This window comes from Spirosoma koreense, assembly GCF_054777875.1.
On the sequence record NZ_BAAHAC010000005.1, the window covers coordinates 1,102,385 to 1,121,496 of the forward strand.

The window sequence follows — 19,112 nt, forward strand, 5'->3', positions numbered from 1 at the left end:
TTAAATAATGGTTCCACCGTCGGCATAGAACAAACTGCCGGTGCTGTACGACGAAGCATCAGAGGCCAGAAAAAGGGCCAGCGGGCTGATCTCGTCAGTTGTGCCCATCCGGGCAATGGGTAATCGTTTGGTGAAGTGATCCAGGATTGCTTCGTTCTGCCACAAGGCCTGGCTGAACTTGGTCTTGATCAGCCCCGGACAGATGGCGTTCACCCGAATGCCGTCGGGTCCCCATTCCTTGGCCAGCACTTTAGTAAGCATATTCAGAGAAGCTTTGCTGACACTATAAATGCCCAGCCCAGGATCGGGGGTGTGGCCGGCAATGCTGCTCATCATGATTATACTGCCGCCACCACGCGCTTTCATGCTGGGATAGCACAGCTTGCTCAATTCAAATGGGGCTTTCACGTTCGCCTGCATGATTTTATCGAAAGCCCCACCGTCGCAGTCGAGCGAGGGACCGAAGATGGGGTTGGAGGCTGCGTTATTGACCAGAATATCGATGCCGCCGTAGGTTGCAAGGCTCTGATCGACCAGTCTCTGTAACTGGTCCGGATCGCCCACGTGGGCGGCAATGCCCGTAGCTTCTCCGCCCTGCGCCCGGATGTCATCGGCCAGCGCGCTGCAGGCATCCTGTTTTCGGCTGCTGACGATAACGCTGGCTCCGAAGCGGGCAAACAGCCGGGCGATTGCTTCGCCGATGCCTTTACTGGCTCCGGTTATGATGGCTACTTTGCCGGTAAGATCAAATGGATTGTTGTCAAGAGTCATAAAGCGGGCTCAAGCCGTTCGGAAGGCAAAAGCCGCTGTGAAGTTAGGCGATCCCGGCGAATATAGATGCGTACGCTGTCGATGGAAGCTACCAGTGCATAGTCGTTTTTGATCACGTGGTCGACGCACGCAAAATGTTCGTGCTGCTGATCGGGTTTGTTGAGTACCTGACTGGCTGGACCGACGGCATCGAGAAAGACCGCGGGCTTGTTCTTTCGCAATTCGAGAGCATACCGGTTCAAGTACTGATCGCGCATACGGTTCGGGATGATGCTGCGCTGGGTGTGGTTCTCGCTAACACCCTGGGCCAGCCGGGTTTCGACATAATACTGGCAGTTCCAGCCCCATACGGCCATTTTATCGGAATCGGTCGTATAGCGTCTGATCACCTGAGCTACCGGCGACAGCGTCACGCGCACCCGGGCCGGAAACCAGAAAACGGGCGGGTTCCGGATCTGTAAACTGGTCGGATCGGGCTGACTGGCCGAAGCGACAGGCATGGTAGCCGACCGGTGCGCAAACTGTTTGATATGGGCCAGCAGCACATGGTTCGACAATGTAATGTCGACAATGAACAGGCTCAGCAAAAGGAGCGATAAACGAACCTGCGAACGAACCGGTATGCTGGTTCGCATGGATTGCAGACATAAGCCCATTACCCAGCCGAACGGAAATACCAGCAGCAGTAGATGGTGACCAAATTCGGTACCGGGGGTAATGATCGACCATAAAGCACTCAGCGCAGTAACAAGAATCAGCGAAACCGTCCAGGAGGGCATGGCCAGCGCCCGGGGCCGGTTCATCAGCGCCCACCGGGTAAATAGCGAAGCCAGTACAAGGGCAAGCCCGTTGAACAGGATGAACAGCGCAAAGTCGGGGTGGTGAATGGAAAAAATGGGGAACCCGATCAGCTTTTTCAGGAAATTTCGATGGACCAGGGGAGAATCGGCGTAGAGCTGCGAATAGGTAGTCAGGTTACCAATGAAGTAGTAATCGATAAAGTATCGTTCCACCCCAAACCCATAAGCCAGACCGAAGACCAGCAGCGTAGGTACTAAAAATGACATAGTCATCAGCCCAACCGGCCGAATGGCCCGCTGGCCGTATGTCTTAAACAAATACAGCGTGACAACCGCCATTATACTCCCCACCACCGGTAGGGTCTGCAGCTTGCAATAGGGGATAAGGCCAGCCAAAAACCCCAAGCTCAGATACCAAAGGGCAGGAACTCGGAGCGGAGCCGACTGGATGATCCGGATGGCCAGGTAGAAGCAGGTCGTAATGATCGGTAGCGAACTCAGCTCACTGCTGTAGTGCAGGTAATCGTTCTCGGTTGTCCAGGCAAAAAAAACGACCAGAATCAGTAGTGTCGCCCGACTCACAAACGGAGAAAACAACTGCTTGAGCCCGGCGTAAAAAATAAGGAGCGCCAGCGCAATCAGTAAAAGGCTGGTCAGGTGTGCATCGGTATAATCGATTGGGAAACCGAACAGATGAGGTATTAATAACAAGTAACTATTTATAGGGCCGATCGAGGTGCCATCGATCGAGCGCCCAAAAACGGGGTCACGCGTTAGCGTAATGGCTTGCGTAACTAGCTGGCCTTCATCGGGATTCAATTCGGAGTTGTCGAGTAAACTCGGCAACCGCATAAACGTGAGCGCAACGAGAGCCAGACCCACAAAAAAAGCATCTGACCGAAACCAATTTTTAGTATCTACTGTCGGCCTAACCGACTGGCATTGAAGGATAAGCACAATCAGCAACCCTACTGAAATAGTGTAATATATCCAGGGAAACATGGCTCATTTGTAGATTTATGTCATGGCTTTCTATTATACGGTTAATGTAATTAAAATCTTGTGTCTATCTAACTATTTGAATTAGAACAGGCTATCAACTTAGTTATCGGTAACATCAACTAGTAACACTATTTCTCGAAAAAACAGACGGAGCCGCCTACCCAGTCTTTATTTTTGTTGAAGTTCACACCGATCATTTCGCCCCGGCTCAAGCGGCTCAGATTCGTGATCAGCGTGGGTCTGGCATCGGCTTTCGGCCAGATAAACAGCATGCGAATCTCACATTTTACCAGCCCATCGGGCGACTGAATAACCGGCTCGTATTTCACCTTGCGCTGTAACAGATAAGCACCCCGCTCGTTGGTTGGAATGGCGTCGAGATCGGCGGTCGTAATGTTCAATTTAACCCCGCTTCCCGCAAAGGAGAACAGTGGTTTCAGCACGTAGTTTTCCAGGTCGGCCGGGTACTCGGTCAACTCAGACAGGTAGTAACTGGCGGGTACGTACGGGCTCTGGAGCAACGGCAGCGTATACTTGCTGATCCGGAAAAACCAGTTGGGATGACCGACCCATTCCACGTCGACATCATCCGTCAGGTGAAAAGATGTCCTAAGATCTGGAAAATTCTGTAAGTCGTCGAAAATCAGCCGGTTGTAAATCCGCTTGATCCGAATCTGCCGCCCGTCTTTCTCGTAATACAACGACCGGCCCTCTTTCCGGATTTTGGTCAGACATACCGGCGCTACACCTGTATACTTCTCCGTCAGCACAAAGTCGATCCGGGTTTTCTGCTTTTCCGGATAAATTTCCAGCAGAATCACTTCCTCCGGGTTGCAATCGCCAACCAGTAGTTCGCGCAGGCGTTCCAGGTAATCGGCATTCGTATCATCACTGAACAAATGAGAAAGACCTTCCGGAATCGGGTACATCGACCGGAACAAATCAGCAACGTAGGGCTGAAACCCGTACAGCGATGGAAAACCCTGTAATTCAATCAGCTGTGGTACTAGTTCGCCCTGCGACGGACCGTTCGACGCATCTTTACAGACCGCAAAATCGATGGCTAGAAACTGAGTATGTGCGTCTTCGTTCGGAACCCGCTGCCCGGCCGGAATCGCCTGGTCGGTCAACGCCTTGAAATCAGGGCGGGTAATGACCTGAATGATGTCATCGCAGGCCTGCAACAGCTTATCGGTCAGAACTTTTGGAACAAAAACCGGCGTTTCAGCCACCCGGAAGTCTAACTGATCGGGCAGATCAGTGTTGATTTTATCCAAAAAAGCCCGGTAGCGTTCCGGGCTAAAAGCTTGGTTGTAGGTTTGACGAACGGGCTGGATCATGAGTTTCTTACGACAGGATTAGCAGGATGAGCCGGATTGTTTCGGTAACATAACTAAGGTCGGCTCCTGTTCATCCTGCTAATCCTGTCTGAAAATTAATTTTGTTCAACAACTTGTTCCGACGGCGACAATGCTGCGATGGCCTGCCTCAGAAAACCCGGCAGAATAACGGATTCGGTCAGGGCAATTTTATTGGGGTCCTGCAAATAAGCGACCATGTCGTCGTACTTGGCTTTGCCAAAATTCCGGACGATCTGATCCCGTTTTTCGTCTTTCTTGAAATACCGCAGCATGCCCTCATTGTCAGCTTCGGGATGAAACTGCGTACCGATAACTTCAGGCGAAAACCGAATGGCCATAATCGCCCGGTCGAGCGGCACGTGGGGACGAATTTTTTCCAGACACAGAATCGTTGCGCCCAGCTTGTTCATCTGGTTCATATCGGGTTCGGTAATCTGATAATCCCGCGAATCGACGGCGTAGAACGGATCGGGCAAGCGGTTCAGTAGGGAGTCCGAACAGCCGTCGTCGGTTTTATGCACCGGGAAAATCCCAAACGACGTCGATTTTCGTCTGCTGAGTACAGCCAGTTCCAGATGCCGTACCGTTAGTTGAAACGAATGGCAAATCAGAAACACGAATTTTTTACGCTCGTTCTGCCGATTCCAGGCAAAAAGCTGGTCGATAAGCGCGAAATACGGCTGTTCCCAGGCGTCATCCGACGCCATCGGACTACCGGGGCCACCCGAAGAAATATAAATATCGTAGCCCAGGCCGGGGAGTTCGTTTTCAGCCCGAACGTTAAAAACATCGAATGCCAATTCGGCTGGATCGTTGCCTTGTACGTTCCGAATCAGTTGCAGAATGCAGCGCATACCTTCGTTGGGATGCCCGTTATTCATGTCCAGAACGGCAATTTTTACTAAGCTCATAGGTGTAAAACAGCGGTAAGGCCGTGGTCTTAACAGAAATAGCGGCTTGCCAACCGCTCTATTCTGAACTACACGATTCCTAAAGAAGTTTCCTGCACAATGTAATCGACCACCCGTTTCAGATCGTTATGTTGCTGAAAAACGGCCAGTTGCCGATCGGCTCCCGTGCCCATTTCCAGAATTTTCAGTACGTATTCGCACTCGGCCCGGCTACCCAGATCATCGACCACATCGTCGATAAAATTCAGCAGTTCGTGAATAAGGTGGTGCGTCGGAACTTCTTCCTGCTTACCGAAATCGATCAGTTTTCCTTCAATACCATAGCGGGCGGCCCGCCACTTATTCTCGTTGATCAGAATACGGCGGTAGGGTCGGAAGTTCAGATTTTGCTTATGTAGTTTGTAAATTTTGGCCACGAGCGCCTGCATGATAGCGGCCAGGCAAATGGTTTCGTCGACGCGCATCGGCACATCGCAGATCCGGAATTCGATGGTGTCGAAGAACGGGTGCAGCCGAATGTCCCACCAGATTTTCTTACCGTTGTCGATGCAACCGGTTTTTACCAGTAGGTTGATGTATTCGTCGTATTCGGTCGCCGACGCGAAGTAATCCGGGATACCTGTCCGTGGAAACTTATCGAACACTTTCGACCGGTACGATTTAAAGCCCGTATTCCGGCCCCGCCAAAAGGGCGAGTTGGTCGACAGAGCATAAATGTGCGGCAGGAAGTACCGGACTGCATTCATGATCTGAATGCCTTCGTTGCGGCTTTCGATGCCTACGTGAACGTGTAGCCCGAAAATCAGGTTCGAGCGGGCCACGTCGCGCAATTCATCGATCAGCCGGTCGTAACGCTCGTTGGGGGTAATGAGCTGGTCCTGCCAGTCGGAAAACGGATGCGTACCGGCTGCCGCGATTTTCAGGTTCTGATTATCGGCCAGCTCGATGATCATCTTGCGCAGGTAGGTCACTTCCTGGCGGGCATCCTGAATGTTGTTGCAAATATTCGTTCCGACTTCAACGACCGACTGGTGCATTTCGGCTTTGACGCGCTCGTGCAGAACAATCTGGCCACCATCCACAATCTTCGACATGTGGGACCGCAACTCGCCCGAACCGGGGTCAATCGTTTGAAACTCTTCTTCGATACCAAGGGTGAATATGGGCATACAGTTTAGTTTTGGGAATAGTTCAGCAAAATGGCTAACAGGGCCACAAACGCGCCCGGGTACTCACGACAGTAAAGATAAAAAAAGCCGCCAGAAATCGAAGCCCGAGCAAAAAATGGAGGAAATTGGGTCTTCATAATACCAGTAAAGACTGAATCGATGAAGACCGCCTAGCCGAACTCGATCGCATGGTTGCCCAGGATAGCGGTGGCAACCGGCCGCGTCTGATCCGGGGCTACTCCCTCAGCAGATGCCCAGGCGGTTTCAGGCCGGACCCCGTGATAAATACTTTGTTTGACTGGATAAGGTTTTAGGCGGTGTCGGAGAAAAGCGCGTTTCCCTGGCTGCAACCGGCCGCGTTATCAAAGTGCATCCGCTGGAACCCACGCTTTTATGCTTTTTCGTAAGTCAACAGCACATATTTCTTGACGCCCGATCCCAGGTCGATTTCTTTGCTGGTTAAGGAAAATTTCAGTTTCCCGTTATTCCACACATATTCCTTCGTCAACGGGCCGTTTGTAATCGATTCGGGTATTTTTAATTCGACCGCTAATCGGCGCAGGGGCTCTGTAAGGGTTTCCTGAGCGGCTGTTTCGGATACGGTTTTGAGCTTCCCATTATCAAACGCATAGAGTGTATAGCCACCGCCCGCCAGATGGCTGCTTTTGCTGAGAACGCCCAGAGACGGTGAGGGTTCATACCACACGCCGGTGCCTGTATTACCAAGGCCCAGCCGGGAGAGTTCGTTGGCTTTTACCTCATCCTTGCTCATGCCAAAATTCACCCGGAACAGGTCGAAGGTCGCTGTCTGAGTCCTGAAAAACAGGAGTGCTTTTCGGGAAATGGCCTTGTTCTCTTTTAGAAAGGTTACCGATGCGTTGAGTAGTAACTGGGCGGGTGTCGTGTTCGGATCGATGATCAACGTGCTGGTAGCCTGCCACTTCTGCAGACCGGCTACCCAGCGCTTTTCCACCTTGATCAGGGCGGGGAAGTTCGTTGTTACCCAGGAAAATCGGACACTGTCACCTTCCGCGTATAACGCACTGATCGGCCAGTCGATTGAGGCTGGCGTAGCAGTCGTGTCTAATGACGTATAGGTAATTGTAACGTCTGCCGTTGTAGAAGCTTCCCAGACAGACACGTTATCCGCTGCATAGAGAATGTCATTGACTGTCTGAACGGTTGGGTCGATAAGCGGCTCCGGCGGCTTTTTGCTGCAACACGACAGGGCAATGAGCAGGCCGATGAACACTGAACAATTTTTCACATCATGAGGGTTGGTTTACCTATTACGGCCTGAAGTGGTTCTGGCTACCGACGCTACCGTTTAGAAGAGCCGGGGCAATGAATTAGTAGGGAGAAAGATACCGCTTTTTTGTAAACCTGCGGTTGTCAACATGGGTTTCATTACCAATTGAATCATAACCGAAAAAACAGGATGAAACACAAACGTAAAAAGGACTTAATGGCTAAGTACTGGCTGTTTGGTGGGGGCGGGGCTATGCTGCTGGGCAGTGGATTAGCCGTATTATTGCAGGGCGACAAGCGCCGGGATGCTAAAGATAAATCCTGGTTTTGGGTAAGTACAGGTGGGTACGCTCTGATCATGGCCGGGCTGGGTTTCATTGGCGATGCCAACCGCTTCCGGACCCTGGCCGACGTACTGCGTGAGCTGGACCGACGGGCAAAACCGTAACGACAGATGACGGGACGAACGTTTAGCCGCCAGCGGTAGTTTGTGCGATATGGCCGACACCCCAAGGCGAAATATCATTGAGACGGTAAAACAGTACGGAAATCGACTGTCGCGGTTTATTCGTGGGCAGGTGAAGTCCGACGAAGATGCCGAAGATATTTTGCAGGATGTCTGGTACCAGCTCAGCCGGGTGGTTGACCTCGACGGCATCGAAAGCATGAGTGGCTGGTTGTTTCAGGTGGCCCGCAATCGCATCACCGATTCGTATCGCCGGAAAAAAGAAGATACGCTGTCCGATCTGATGACACCGGAAGAAGACGACGGTGATACGAACTTTCGGGACATTTTGCTGGCCGACGTACAGACGCCCGAAGATCAGTTTTTTAAAGACCTGTTCTGGGAGGAGCTGATGCGGGCGCTGGACGAACTACCCGAGAATCAGCGCATGGTCTTCGTACAGAACGAGCTCGAAGACCGAACCTTACAGGAAATTGCGGATCAGACCGGCGAGAATCTGAAAACGATCATTTCCCGTAAGCGCTACGCCGTTCAGCACCTGCGGAAACGCCTGCAAAAACTATATAACGAACTCGATAACCTGTAACACCATGAGACCACCCTTCCGGCGAAGACGATTTGGCTTCTTTCCTCTGTTTATACTGCTGGCGTTGCTGGCCGTATCATACGTGGTATACTGGCTCTGGAACAACGTACTCGTGGTCGTTACCGGCGTCCGTACCGTAACCCTCTGGCAGGCAATGGGTCTGCTGATATTAGCGCGCATTCTGTTCGGTGGTTTCCGGTTTGGGCCGCGCGGGGGGCCTCCTTCATACGGGGCGGGACCTAACTGGCGTAGTAAATGGCACCAGATGACGGACGAAGAACGGTCGAAATTTAAAGACGAGTGGCGTAAATGGCGCCGACACGACAGTTGAGGTATCGCGGATGGAAATCCGCGATACCTTTATTTATGCCGATATTGCTGTCGAAACAGACGCCTTGCTTTCGCCGTTCATCCCGTGGACAGCACATGAGTAAATAAACTGACTTCGCGATGAAGTACAAACTGGTCATTTTTGATTTCGACGGCACGCTGGCCGATTCCTTTCCTTACTTTCTGAGTACGGTCAACATCCTGGCCGAGACGTACAACTTTCCGCGTATCGATCCGGAAGATGTCGACCGGCTTCGGGGGCTGGATGCCCGTCAGATGATGAAGCACGCGAAGCTGCCCGCCTGGAAAATACCCCTCATTGCCAATTCCTTCATTCGCCTGATGGCCCGCGATATCGACCAGATTCGGTTGTTCGACGGAATTGCGGAGCTGCTTGAACAACTGTCGAGGCAGGGTGTTCGGCTAGCCATTGTGAGTTCAAATTCCGAAGCGAACATTCGCCGGGTTCTCGGCCCCGACAATGCCGCTCTCATCACGTATTACGGATGCGGGACTTCGTTGTTCGGGAAACAGCATAAGTTCAAAAAAGCCATGACCAAAAGCGGTGCCCGCTCCGACGAAACCCTGTGCATCGGCGATGAAATACGGGATATCCTGGCGGCCAACGAAGCCGCTATCGCCTGTGGGGTCGTGGGATGGGGTTACACTCGGGCCGATGCATTCAGTGCCTATGCGGGCGTCGAGCTATTTCATACCGTCGATGATATCTGTCAGGCTGTCACTGGCCTTGGGTTACCCGGCCATCGATCGGACTTTGGCCGATGAGGTCCCTATAAATTATCAACCAGGAAGTGCGTTTGTGGGCGATCCATGAGGTACAGATACAACTTTCGTGTATGACCCCGTTAGGGCCATATATTTATAGTCTACAATCTTCTATAGCTATGTGACCCCAAGGGTGTCATACAGGGTTAGCAAGGGAGCGAAACACCAATATATTAGTCGGGTTACGCTTATAGCAAGTTTTGTCAGCCGAACAAAAAGCGACCTAAGACGCCTTCATAACCTATTCATCTTCAATCAGCTTCAGCATCAGCTTACCTTTTGCTTGCCCCGACTCGCTGTAGGCATGCGCCTGTGGTAGTTCATTCAAAGTATACGTCCGGTCGACAATCGTTTTCAGCCGGCCATCGCCCATTCGTTTGAGCAGCCAGGCCATATCTTCCTGATTAAAACTGGTGATCAGAGACTCCGCTTTTTGCGAGGTAAAGATGGTGACGACCTGTTCCAGGATTTGTTTTGGTGAGGGAACGGTGGTTACGTAAACACCCGCTTCGGTCAATACCGGGCGGCAGGCGTCGAAGCTGCTCTTCCCCACCGCGTCGAAAATAAGGTCGTATTTTTCGGGTTGGTGCGTAAAATCGACTGTTCGATGATCAATCACGTGTTCGGCACCCAACTCGCGAACCAGCGCTGCATTTTGAGCGCTACAGACCGCTGTTACCTGACCACCCAGCAGTTGGGCAATCTGGATGGCGAATGTGCCGACCCCGCCCGCTGCCCCATTGATGAGCACTTTGTCGCTGGGGCGAAGGTGGCCCTTATCCCGTAAGGCCTGCAAGGCTGTCAGGCCCGCTACAGGCAGAGCCGCAGCCTGCACAAAGGGAATGCCGCCAGGCAGTTTGATGACGTTTTTTCGTTTGGCTACGGCATAATCTGCATACCCGCCACCCGTTACCCCCAGCGAAGCCACTACGCGGTCGCCCACCTTCAGGTCGGTAACCATCAGGCCCACTTCCAGCACTACCCCCGCGCACTCGCCCCCGAGGGTTTTCGGGAAAGCGCCCGATAAAATCAACTTCATAGCGCCCGATCGGACTTTGGTATCCATGGGATTGATGCCCGCAGCGTGAACATGAATGAGCACGTCGTGCGTGTCGACTTCGGGCTTGGGTACGTCCGACACGTGTAATTCCTGACTGGTTCCGTACTGGTTGATGATTGCTGCTTGCATAGCGTTTGGGAATAAGGTACCTGGAGTATAACAACAGGTTTACCCCCTGGTGTTTAGCGATTCGAGCCATAGGCCCAACTTTCCTGAATGAAAAATTTTAGACATCCGTAAAGTAATATCTCAACTGGCGCGTCATCCTCATCAGAACAACAAATAAACGCACAATGAACAACACACTTTTGCGATCGATACTGGCCGGACTGCTGGTTGGTGCCGCCTTATTTATCATGCCGTTCTTTCTACTCCGGCTGATTGTCTTTCTGCTGATCGTCAGTGCCTTATTTCGGCTCTTTGGCGGTGGGCGCTTCCGACGCGGTGGCTGGGGCCGCAGCCGCGGTTTCGGTTACATGCCCGCTTTTGCCGACCGAATTCGGCAGATGAGCGATGACGAATACGCTGCCTTCCGGCAACGCTACGACTATGACCACTGTGGTGTCAACCCAGGCCGTAAAGCCCCGGAGAGCCCGTCGGATCAAACCAGTACTACTATTTAATCGATAGCACACATGCAAAGACGCGTCAATCCCTGGGTCGTTCTGCTGACGGCGGCCCTCACCTTCGGTAGCCTGATGGCTTTCGTAGGTCCCCGATCGTTCAGCCGCCACTGGGTTGGGTATGGCTATTATCGTCATCATGGCCATTATGGGCCGCACGGCTGGTACGGGAATGGTGGCTGCGGAGACCAATCCACGGACCGACGGGCGGGCCAGTCGCCCGTAAAACCGGACACCAATAGTTTTCAGTAAACAATCACTAAAATTAATCACCATGTTCAGAAATCACCACGCAGGCTACGGACCTGACCATCATCAGCACCGGGCTTCTTTTTACGAAAAATTCTGGCGGGGAGCCGGACCGTTCCGTCGTCCGAAATACAACGTCCCGGTAAACATTGTCGACAAAGGCGAAACCGTTGAAATACATGTATATGCGCTGGGCTTCGAGAAGGAAAACATCACCGTTTCGGTTGCCGACGGTCTGCTGCACATCAGCGGAACCCGGTCGCTGACCGAAGAACCCCAGTTCGTTCGGCAGGAGTACCCGGTAAAATCATTCGAGCGGGTCGTTCAGCTCAACGATAGAATCGACGTGTCAGCTGTCTCGGCCCGGCAGGAGAACGGTGTCCTCATTGTAACGTTGCCCAAAAGGCCCGAAGCGAACCGGCCGGAACAAACGATTGAAATTGCCTAGTTGATTCGTCATATGGTGGTCATTAAAGTAGTCATTCGTTGTCATTAGCATCAAAACGTCAGTGACAACAAATGGCAACTTCAATGACCACCATATGACTACCGAATGACTCCAGCTTTATCGAATCATAACGATTTGTTTATATGCTGCCATAAGTATAGTGGATGCAGCACTTCCTTCTCCTGGTATGAGGACAATGTGCTTTGGGCTTGCAGAAACGATTCTGGTGCTGGTTTTAGGCAGTTTTTCGCCGGTCGTATACGGGCAGGAACTGCACCGCTTACCGATTAAAACAGTGCGGGATCTGCACGAATTTTTTCAGTGGTCGGCCCGGAAAAAGCCGATTATCAGCGGGCACCGGGGTGGTATGGTACCGGGCTTTCCCGAAAATTCGCTGGCAACATTCGAAAACACCCTGAAGCATACGCCCGCTTTCTACGAAACCGACCCCCGCCTGACCAAAGACAGCGTGATTGTGCTGATGCACGACGAAACCCTGGATCGCACGACAACCGGGCACGGAAAAGTGTCAGATCATACCTGGGCGGAGCTACAAACGCTACGTCTGAAAGACGCGCAGGGAAACGTAACCGACCACCGGATTCCGACCCTGGGCGAAGCCATCGAGTGGGCGCGCGGAAAAACCGTATTGAATCTCGATAAAAAAGACGTACCGTTTCCGATGATTGCGGCCATCATCCGAAAGCACAAAGCCGATGCGTTTGTCATGCTCACCGTCCATACGGCGGAGCAGGCCCGCTACTATTACGATGACAACAAAGACCGGATGTTCTCGGCGTTTGTGAAAACACCGCAGGCCATGGCCGAGTACGAAAAAGCCGGGATACCCTGGCGCCAGATGATTGCGTACATCGGTCCGGACATCAAACCCGAAAATCAGGAAATGTACCGGTTGCTGCACGAGAAAGGGGTGATGTGCATGATTTCGTCGGCGCCAACCTACGACAAGCTGGATACGCCCGAAAAGCGGGCAGCCGCCTATCGGGCCATTATCAAAGATGGCGCTAGTGTGCTGGAATCGGATCTGCCCATCGAAGTGGCCAATGCCCTGGCGACTCAGTAGAGACGTATATTAACAATCTTTTATGAATGCTACAGGATGCACCGCGAGTAAGGCAGACGTTTACCTTTGCCGAAAGAACTTCCCGTAGAATCTGTTTATGAAATCGAACATCGTGGCATCTGCCGTTCTATCTCTTTTCGGAATTATGCCTGCCATGGCTCAAGTTTCGCCCTTTTCGCTCACCGGCTATACCTACACGCCGACGCAGTTGACCATTGGTACGCTGCAGGCCAAAACGCCCGTTAAAGCCTATACGCTGCAGGGAGCCAGTGCCAGCCTGTTTTCTATCGACAAAGCTAACCGATTGTCCATCAAAGCCGAAGCGGCCCGTACCGACAAGCCCTGGTATGAGGTAATCGTGGAAGGTAAGAGCGCCAACGGCGTAAAGCGGGATACGTTTCGGGTGGTGAAAGACCAGTTCATCCGCAACCAGGTCATAGCGCACCGGGGTGCCTGGAAACAGTCGGGAACCAGTGAAAACTCCATTGCTTCACTCCAGAATGCGGTTAAGTTAGGCTGTATGGGTAGCGAGTTCGACGTGCATATGTCGGCCGATTCAGTGCTGTTTGTCAACCATGACCCAGCGGTGCAGGGGCAGATGATCGAGAAGACCCCCGCGGCCGAACTGGCAAAGCTCAAACTGAGCAACGGCGAACCGCTGCCGACGCTGGAAGCCTACCTGCAGGAAGGGATGAAACAAACGAAAACGCGGCTGATCCTGGAAATAAAAACATCGAAGCTGGGCAAAGAGCGCTCGCTGGCGCTGACCGAACGGGTACTAAAGATGGTTCATCACTTGAAAGCGCAGGCCTGGGTCGACTACATCGCTTTCGATTACGACGTCTGTAAAAAAGCGAAAGAACTGAGCCCCGAAGCGGCCGTTTCGTACCTGAACGGCGATAAAACCCCCGAGCAACTGGCCGCCGATCACCTGAATGGGTTCGATTATCACCAGAGCATTATCAAAAAGAACGAAGCCTGGATTCAGGAAGCCCGGAATCTGAAACTGACGACCAACGTCTGGACCGTAAACGATAAAGCCGATCTGAGCTGGTTGCTGGGGCAGCACGTCGATTACATCACCACCAACGAACCCGAACTGTTGCTGTCGCTGGTAGGGCAGTAAAGTCTGGTAACACCCTGATCTTTAAAATTTTGGCTCGACCCAGAGCGCGGTGAAGCAACTCAGGAGTAGCAAGAGCCAGGCCCAGTCGGGTATCTGAGTCGTAATTGGTCGTTCAGACTTGTTCGGTAGGATGTGCGACTTTGCGTGAGCCAGAACGAATTGGTCGACAAGCTGACGGCTATGCAGCGGACTGCTGGAACCGTCGATGTACAAAGCCAGCGAGTCGGCCAGGGGTTGCCAGCCCGACGGGCCAAAAGTAAACGTGCCCGCTGCCCGCCGGTCGTTGATGGGGGAGTACACAACCGGAAGCGTGTCAGACCCGACCTGCAAGGTTCGCACCCGCGTCGTCGGGTTGTTCAGGTATATAGCCTGCTGAATGCCGTTGTAAACAGGAGCGCTGGTCTGTACCGTATTCCGGTCTGCGTGCGACAAACGGGCCAGCACCGACATCCAGATGCGGTTATAGGTGATGCTGTCGCCACTGAGCGCCAGCGGGTAGGTCTCGCTCAGCAAACTGACACCCACCCGCCCGGTGGTTTGCTGAATGGCGATCGGGTAACCTGGCACCGCAAATTGATTTAGATTTTCCGCGAATCGATATGGTAATGCCGTCAATCCGATTCCTACCGGAGTCGTCGCTTCATTCGATGTTTTGCGAACCTGCCAGCGGCTGCCAATGGCCTGGTTGATCAGGCGGCAGTCGGTTTCCGGAGTTGTCAGGTTGATGAACAACACTGCTTTTCCGTCGGCGATGGCCTTTCGGATCGCTACATTATTGGCGTTGACCGGTTCGGTAACGATCAAATCCGGAACCACCTTACCGACTGATTTTCCTGCCTTGTTGATACGGGTATTGCTGCTAATCTCTTTAGAAAGTGTAGCCGATATCTCGACCGTATGTCCATGTTTGCCCAGCCAGTCGGCCAGGGTTTTGCTCTCGAAATCAGGGTTGTTGAGGACAAACTGGACCGTAAGCGGATTGGTTCGCCGGGTGAAAAAATGGATCGTATCCAGCGTTGTTGACCCCAGAGCCAGTTCGGCTTCGCTCCGTCCTTGGGTAAACGCCGGAAACCGAAGAGTGAAAGCATTGTCGCCCGCCCGAAGCGCCATACTGTCCAGGGTCTTGTTGCCAAAGCGAAGCCGAAGCGTCTCGTCTTTCGACGCCAGAATCCGTCCGGTTACGCGTTGAAACTCGCCTTGCCGCACGATGCCCTTCCAGCGAATGGCCTGTAGCTGATCGGGTTGCGCGTAAGGTACCCACTGCAGGCTGGTATTGCTGAGCTGGGTCAGGGTTTCGGTCGGAAAGCGCTGCCCGACCAGGGTTATCGAGTCGTAGCCGGGCTTGATCGTCCGCCTAGTAAAGCTCTCCTGCAGACGAAGGCTATCTTTCACCTGATTCACAAACGCCGATGGAACATCGTCTGCTACCAGCAAGACGTGCGTAGCCGGTCGATCGACAGACCATCGAAGTTGTAGGAAATAGCCCACCAGCACCAGCCAGAGAGCCAGGTTCAGAGCGGCCCGCAGTGCTTTTCGGGCTGGGGCCAGGGTTTGGTTTCGAACGATGAGCCAGAGCTGACCAATTAGTAAAACCAGTAAAAGGAAGGCAATGAGCCAGTTGATTCTGTTTGTCCAGTCGAGGGTAGCGTGCATACGAATCGATCAAAAGCTACTTCAGTTTCCGCCAGAAAGCCTGTTGCAGCGTGCGATCACCGGCATAGGATGGGCCAGTCTGCTCCGACGCATTCGTCAGCGCGTATAATTTTGTCTTAAGCTGCGTTTTTTCCTGTGCGGCTAACGGTTTGCCAATGGCCAGCTTTTGCAGGCTGGCCAGCACCGACCAATTCTGCAGACCGCTGTTGACGACGTTGTTGGCCAGGACACTGCCAAGCTGCTGTACGGTTAGCCGCTGGCGGCTGCTGAGCGTGGGCAGGTCCAGATAACCGAGCGTTTCGGCAACCAGTGCTTCGATTCGTTGCTGGCTGTACGCCCGCGTCTGGTCAAACGAAGTCGTTACATTCTTCAGCTCACCGGTCAGCCGGGTTTCTTTTTCTTTTGTCTGGGGCGGATCGAAGCCGGTTTTTTTGACATATGACCGGGCTTTCTGCTGCGACAGTTTCAGGTATTTCAAGGCTTCCTGCTCATAAGGCAGCGCTTTTTCGGGCTCGTACATCCGCAGGTGAAGTTCCGATTGCCACATGTTCTCCAGCGCCATCTTCAGCAGCGACCGCGTCGATTGTTCATGAAACGTGTTCGTTTCGGCATCGTCGTGGTTATGGACGTACTGTTCCATCAGGGCCGCCAGCGGGTCTTTATCGTCCGACTTACCGCCACCGCCGTGGTTGTGTCCGTCGTCGGCGGAGTGCGTCTGTACCGGCGCTGCGGCCGGCGTATGTTCGCCTTCTCCTTCGTCGTGTTTGTGCATGTATGCCTGAATCGCAGCCATGCCCGATACGACGGCCCCTTCGCTGTTCGTCGGAATCGGCTCTCCTCCACCGATGTTTTTTTCGAATTCTTCGCCCAGAAACTGACCATACCGCAACCGCAGCGCCTTCTGGTCGAAGCCAATTTCGTTGGATTGACTCTTGAAGGGATGGGCGGCCAGCTTCTTCCGATTCGCGATCAGCTTTTCGGTGTCGATAATGATCTGCCGCTGGCTGCGGAAATATTCCGGCATGATGTTGACGGCCATCGTCGCCAGTTCGCTTTCTTCGACCTGGGTCGTGTCTTTATACACCACAAAATACGTGTCCGACTTGGTGAAATTTGGCTCTGGCTGGCGGTTGTCGAACGCGGCCCAATAGTAGTACAACTCGTCGCCAGGCGCAAATTGCAGCGCCTTCAGGTCCAGCGTTTTGGTCAGCCGGGCTTCCTTGAAATTGCGCTGATCCAGCGGCATTTTTATTTCCCGGAACTTCACGTTTTCGCCCGATCCACGCGCCACAGTTGCCACAATAAACGCTTGTGTTATGCGAAAGTCATCTGAAACTTTAGCAGCTATGTTCAGTGCTTTCGGATCGTTCAGGTAATGAAACCGGTAGAGTTCTTTCGATTCGGGCTCAATTTTAGGAGCCAGGTCCGGGCGGGCTTCGAGCCGGTAAAAATCAGACTGGTACACCAGCGAATCGCGTTTGGCAGCCGTTCGCCAGTAGGCTTTGATCGAGTACAGACCCGAGTTGATCAGCCGATCCTGATACGTAAAGTCTTGGCCCGTCTGTTGGAAGGGAATTTCCTGCCCCCGGCTGCTCACGAGCCGTACGGATAATTGTCGGTTATCGCTGAATCGGACCTGCCAGGTGAGCGCCGACCCAACGATGGCTGATGCATTTAAATTGGTGGAGTTGACCACCGGCAACTGCGTGTAAGCAGGCGGCTGAACGCGCAGTTCGGCCGAACGAAAAGCGGGCGCTACGGGCTTTGGTTCGGTTGTAAATGTCGACAGAAATCCGCGTTCTTTCGGGCTGTCGGGAGCGTCTTTCTGCAATAAAGGGTATCCGTAATGAATGCCCAGCGCTGCCAGCAAAAGTAAACTATAGAAGCCAACTTTCGACCAGAGCACTACCGGTATGCGTACGCCCTGGATATGCTCATTCAGCCGGTCGAGCTGCAGTTGCTCGGCCAGGTTAAGCTGGGGTTTGGTCAGCAGCGGCAGGCTGTATTCCACATCACCAACAGTCTGGTGAATTAGCCGGATGGCCTGCGGTTCCTTGTTCTGGTAAAGTTTGCTGACCATGACACCAGCCGCAAAGCCGACGGCACCCAGCAGCCCAGCCCAGACGGACGGGCCCGTAAATGTTGCCGTGAGCAGGTACGCCGATGCCGCCAACAGCAGACAGCGCAGCACGGCATTGGCGTACAGTTGGTACGTGACCGACGAGACCAGGCGTTTCAGTTCATTCATGCGTTTTTAGTCAAAGCAAGCCAGCGTTCGAGTACTAGAATAACGATAAACCCCAGCAACAACGCATCATGCAGACTAGCTTGCTGGGGTGTTCCTGACTTGGCCGAGGTGATAAAAAGTGCCTTCAAATCCTGTTGGCTCAACGGTTGCGCGTTCGTGTCGAGGCCGTAATACCGAAGCAGTTGTTCGCCCAGCCATTCGGGCAGCTGCCCGGTCTCGGTTCGTTCGGACGTTTGCGGAGTCAGCGTTTCGTTCGTGAAAATGACGTTGGACCCAGCCGTGGGCTGCTCGACGCCCGAAACCACGTAGAGGGTTTGCGAAGATGGATTTTTGGGTAAGTGATCGGTCAATACCCAGCGATATTGCCGGTTCGGAACCGGGTTTTCGTCCAGGGTCAGATCGAGCGCATACACATCCATCAGAGCCGCCAGAGCCGCTTTTACGGTCTGACGCTCCCGCTCATTTCGGTACGAAAGCAGCGTAGGAAACGGCCCCGATGCCACTGCCGCCGATTGGAAACGAAGCGTTGGGTCGAGAACAGAACTACTCGTCAGTTTTCCGGTGCGGTTGATGAATAACTTTTTGTTGTCCTTGATGCGCAAAAACGCCCGCGGCTGGCGCGTCGAATCGACGAATGGATGCAGATGAAAACGTTCAGGAACCGTAATGGCGGGCACGGTGGCTAAGTCCGGGCTGGAAGTGACGTATAGATGCAGGTCTGTATTTTTTGCATCCAGTTGATTAATGGCGGTTTGTAACCCCAGTGGCCCAAACGCAGTAGCTGTTTGCGAGGGGCTAAGTTGTTCGCCCACGGGCTCCAGTTGCGCATCGGCCCAGGCGACCCGTTCGCCTTTTTTTTGTGCTTCGGTCAGTTCGAATCGAAAGTTACTGGCAACCGACGCGTTGGGTTGCACCAGGTGTACTTTCTGAATGACCGGCGCTTTCGTGAGCGCATTCAGGATGGGCTGGGCCAGCAATAGCGCTAACAGAATCAGCAGCAGACACCGAACCAGGAGCAGCGGTAGATTGTCGAACCGGAAGCCGCGGCTTTGCTGCTGTTGTTTTTCGGTGAGCCATTGCGTAGCCGCCCAGGGCAGGGGTTTTCCCTGCTTCTGGTGCCAGAAGTGAACGACCACCGGAATGACAATGGCCAACACGCCCCACAAGTAAACTGGCTCGATAAACTGCATA

19 protein-coding genes are annotated in these 19,112 nt (G+C 53.1%); 9 read left to right on the plus strand and 10 right to left on the minus strand.

From position 1 onward, the window contains the following. The 6 genes from ACYVC2_RS10405 to ACYVC2_RS10430 form a co-directional block, all read right to left on the minus strand. Positions 1 to 771, minus strand: coding sequence for a glucose 1-dehydrogenase (locus ACYVC2_RS10405; RefSeq protein ID WP_461102243.1), 771 nt, complete (start codon positions 769 to 771; stop codon positions 1 to 3). Continuing rightward, complete coding sequence (locus ACYVC2_RS10410) at positions 768 to 2,573, minus strand: hypothetical protein (protein ID WP_461102244.1); 1,806 nt, start codon at positions 2,571 to 2,573, stop codon at positions 768 to 770. The genes ACYVC2_RS10405 and ACYVC2_RS10410 overlap by 4 nt, the downstream gene beginning before the upstream one ends. A 128-nt stretch (positions 2,574 to 2,701) precedes the next feature. After that, positions 2,702 to 3,913, minus strand: a complete 1,212-nt coding sequence (locus ACYVC2_RS10415) for a hypothetical protein (protein WP_461102245.1) — start codon at positions 3,911 to 3,913, stop codon at positions 2,702 to 2,704. Between the two features lie 95 nt (positions 3,914 to 4,008). Then, entirely contained in the window at positions 4,009 to 4,845 is an 837-nt protein-coding gene (locus ACYVC2_RS10420; RefSeq protein ID WP_461102246.1) for a type 1 glutamine amidotransferase, read from the minus strand. Between the two features lie 68 nt (positions 4,846 to 4,913). After that, complete coding sequence (locus ACYVC2_RS10425) at positions 4,914 to 6,014, minus strand: carboxylate-amine ligase (protein WP_461102247.1); 1,101 nt, start codon at positions 6,012 to 6,014, stop codon at positions 4,914 to 4,916. 391 nt (positions 6,015 to 6,405) lie between these two features. Further along, the gene (locus tag ACYVC2_RS10430) at positions 6,406 to 7,281 is read right to left on the minus strand and encodes a hypothetical protein (RefSeq protein ID WP_461102248.1); all 876 of its coding nucleotides are present in this window, start codon (positions 7,279 to 7,281) and stop codon (positions 6,406 to 6,408) included. A gap of 171 nt (positions 7,282 to 7,452) precedes the next feature. Here ACYVC2_RS10430 and ACYVC2_RS10435 point away from each other — a divergent pair, with 171 nt between their 5' ends. The 4 genes from ACYVC2_RS10435 to ACYVC2_RS10450 all read left to right on the plus strand — a co-directional run bounded on the left by ACYVC2_RS10435 (position 7,453) and on the right by ACYVC2_RS10450 (position 9,430). Then, positions 7,453 to 7,710, plus strand: coding sequence for a hypothetical protein (locus tag ACYVC2_RS10435; protein WP_461102249.1), 258 nt, complete (start codon positions 7,453 to 7,455; stop codon positions 7,708 to 7,710). Between the two features lie 49 nt (positions 7,711 to 7,759). Further along, a complete protein-coding gene (locus ACYVC2_RS10440) occupies positions 7,760 to 8,314 on the plus strand; it encodes an RNA polymerase sigma factor (protein ID WP_461102250.1) in 555 nt (184 codons plus the stop codon). A 4-nt stretch (positions 8,315 to 8,318) separates the two neighbouring features. After that, complete coding sequence (locus ACYVC2_RS10445; protein WP_461102251.1) at positions 8,319 to 8,645, plus strand: hypothetical protein; 327 nt, start codon at positions 8,319 to 8,321, stop codon at positions 8,643 to 8,645. 119 nt (positions 8,646 to 8,764) lie between these two features. Then, positions 8,765 to 9,430 (plus strand): HAD hydrolase-like protein, encoded by a 666-nt coding sequence (locus ACYVC2_RS10450; RefSeq protein WP_461102252.1) that lies wholly within the window; start codon positions 8,765 to 8,767, stop codon positions 9,428 to 9,430. 241 nt (positions 9,431 to 9,671) lie between these two features. On the opposite strand, the gene ACYVC2_RS10455 is transcribed toward ACYVC2_RS10450, so the two are convergent. After that, positions 9,672 to 10,619 carry an NAD(P)-dependent alcohol dehydrogenase gene (locus tag ACYVC2_RS10455; protein WP_461102253.1) on the minus strand — a complete coding sequence of 316 codons (948 nt, stop codon included), beginning with the start codon at positions 10,617 to 10,619 and terminating at the stop codon, positions 9,672 to 9,674. Positions 10,620 to 10,783: 164 nt separating this feature from the next. Between ACYVC2_RS10455 and ACYVC2_RS10460 the strand changes: the two genes are divergently transcribed. The 5 genes from ACYVC2_RS10460 to ACYVC2_RS10480 all read left to right on the plus strand — a co-directional run bounded on the left by ACYVC2_RS10460 (position 10,784) and on the right by ACYVC2_RS10480 (position 14,020). Beyond that, the gene (locus ACYVC2_RS10460; protein ID WP_461102254.1) at positions 10,784 to 11,113 is read left to right on the plus strand and encodes a hypothetical protein; all 330 of its coding nucleotides are present in this window, start codon (positions 10,784 to 10,786) and stop codon (positions 11,111 to 11,113) included. A gap of 12 nt (positions 11,114 to 11,125) precedes the next feature. Beyond that, positions 11,126 to 11,365, plus strand: a complete 240-nt coding sequence (locus tag ACYVC2_RS10465) for a hypothetical protein (protein WP_461102255.1) — start codon at positions 11,126 to 11,128, stop codon at positions 11,363 to 11,365. 22 nt (positions 11,366 to 11,387) lie between these two features. Further along, positions 11,388 to 11,810, plus strand: coding sequence for an Hsp20/alpha crystallin family protein (locus ACYVC2_RS10470; protein WP_461102256.1), 423 nt, complete (start codon positions 11,388 to 11,390; stop codon positions 11,808 to 11,810). Positions 11,811 to 12,006: 196 nt separating this feature from the next. Continuing rightward, positions 12,007 to 12,894: a glycerophosphodiester phosphodiesterase family protein gene (locus ACYVC2_RS10475; RefSeq protein ID WP_461102257.1), complete on the plus strand. Its 888-nt coding sequence runs from the start codon at positions 12,007 to 12,009 to the stop codon at positions 12,892 to 12,894. A 97-nt stretch (positions 12,895 to 12,991) separates the two neighbouring features. After that, the gene (locus tag ACYVC2_RS10480) at positions 12,992 to 14,020 is read left to right on the plus strand and encodes a glycerophosphodiester phosphodiesterase (RefSeq protein ID WP_461102258.1); all 1,029 of its coding nucleotides are present in this window, start codon (positions 12,992 to 12,994) and stop codon (positions 14,018 to 14,020) included. Between the two features lie 21 nt (positions 14,021 to 14,041). Here ACYVC2_RS10480 and ACYVC2_RS10485 read toward each other — a convergent pair whose 3' ends face one another. The 3 genes from ACYVC2_RS10485 to ACYVC2_RS10495 are packed head-to-tail and all read right to left on the minus strand — an operon-like array spanning position 14,042 to position 19,111. Then, positions 14,042 to 15,673 carry a hypothetical protein gene (locus tag ACYVC2_RS10485; RefSeq protein ID WP_461102259.1) on the minus strand — a complete coding sequence of 544 codons (1,632 nt, stop codon included), beginning with the start codon at positions 15,671 to 15,673 and terminating at the stop codon, positions 14,042 to 14,044. Positions 15,674 to 15,689: 16 nt separating this feature from the next. Further along, positions 15,690 to 17,921 (minus strand): hypothetical protein, encoded by a 2,232-nt coding sequence (locus ACYVC2_RS10490; protein WP_461102260.1) that lies wholly within the window; start codon positions 17,919 to 17,921, stop codon positions 15,690 to 15,692. Beyond that, a complete protein-coding gene (locus ACYVC2_RS10495; protein WP_461102261.1) occupies positions 17,918 to 19,111 on the minus strand; it encodes a BatA domain-containing protein in 1,194 nt (397 codons plus the stop codon). The genes ACYVC2_RS10490 and ACYVC2_RS10495 overlap by 4 nt, the downstream gene beginning before the upstream one ends. Between the last annotated feature and the right edge of the window lies 1 nt (position 19,112).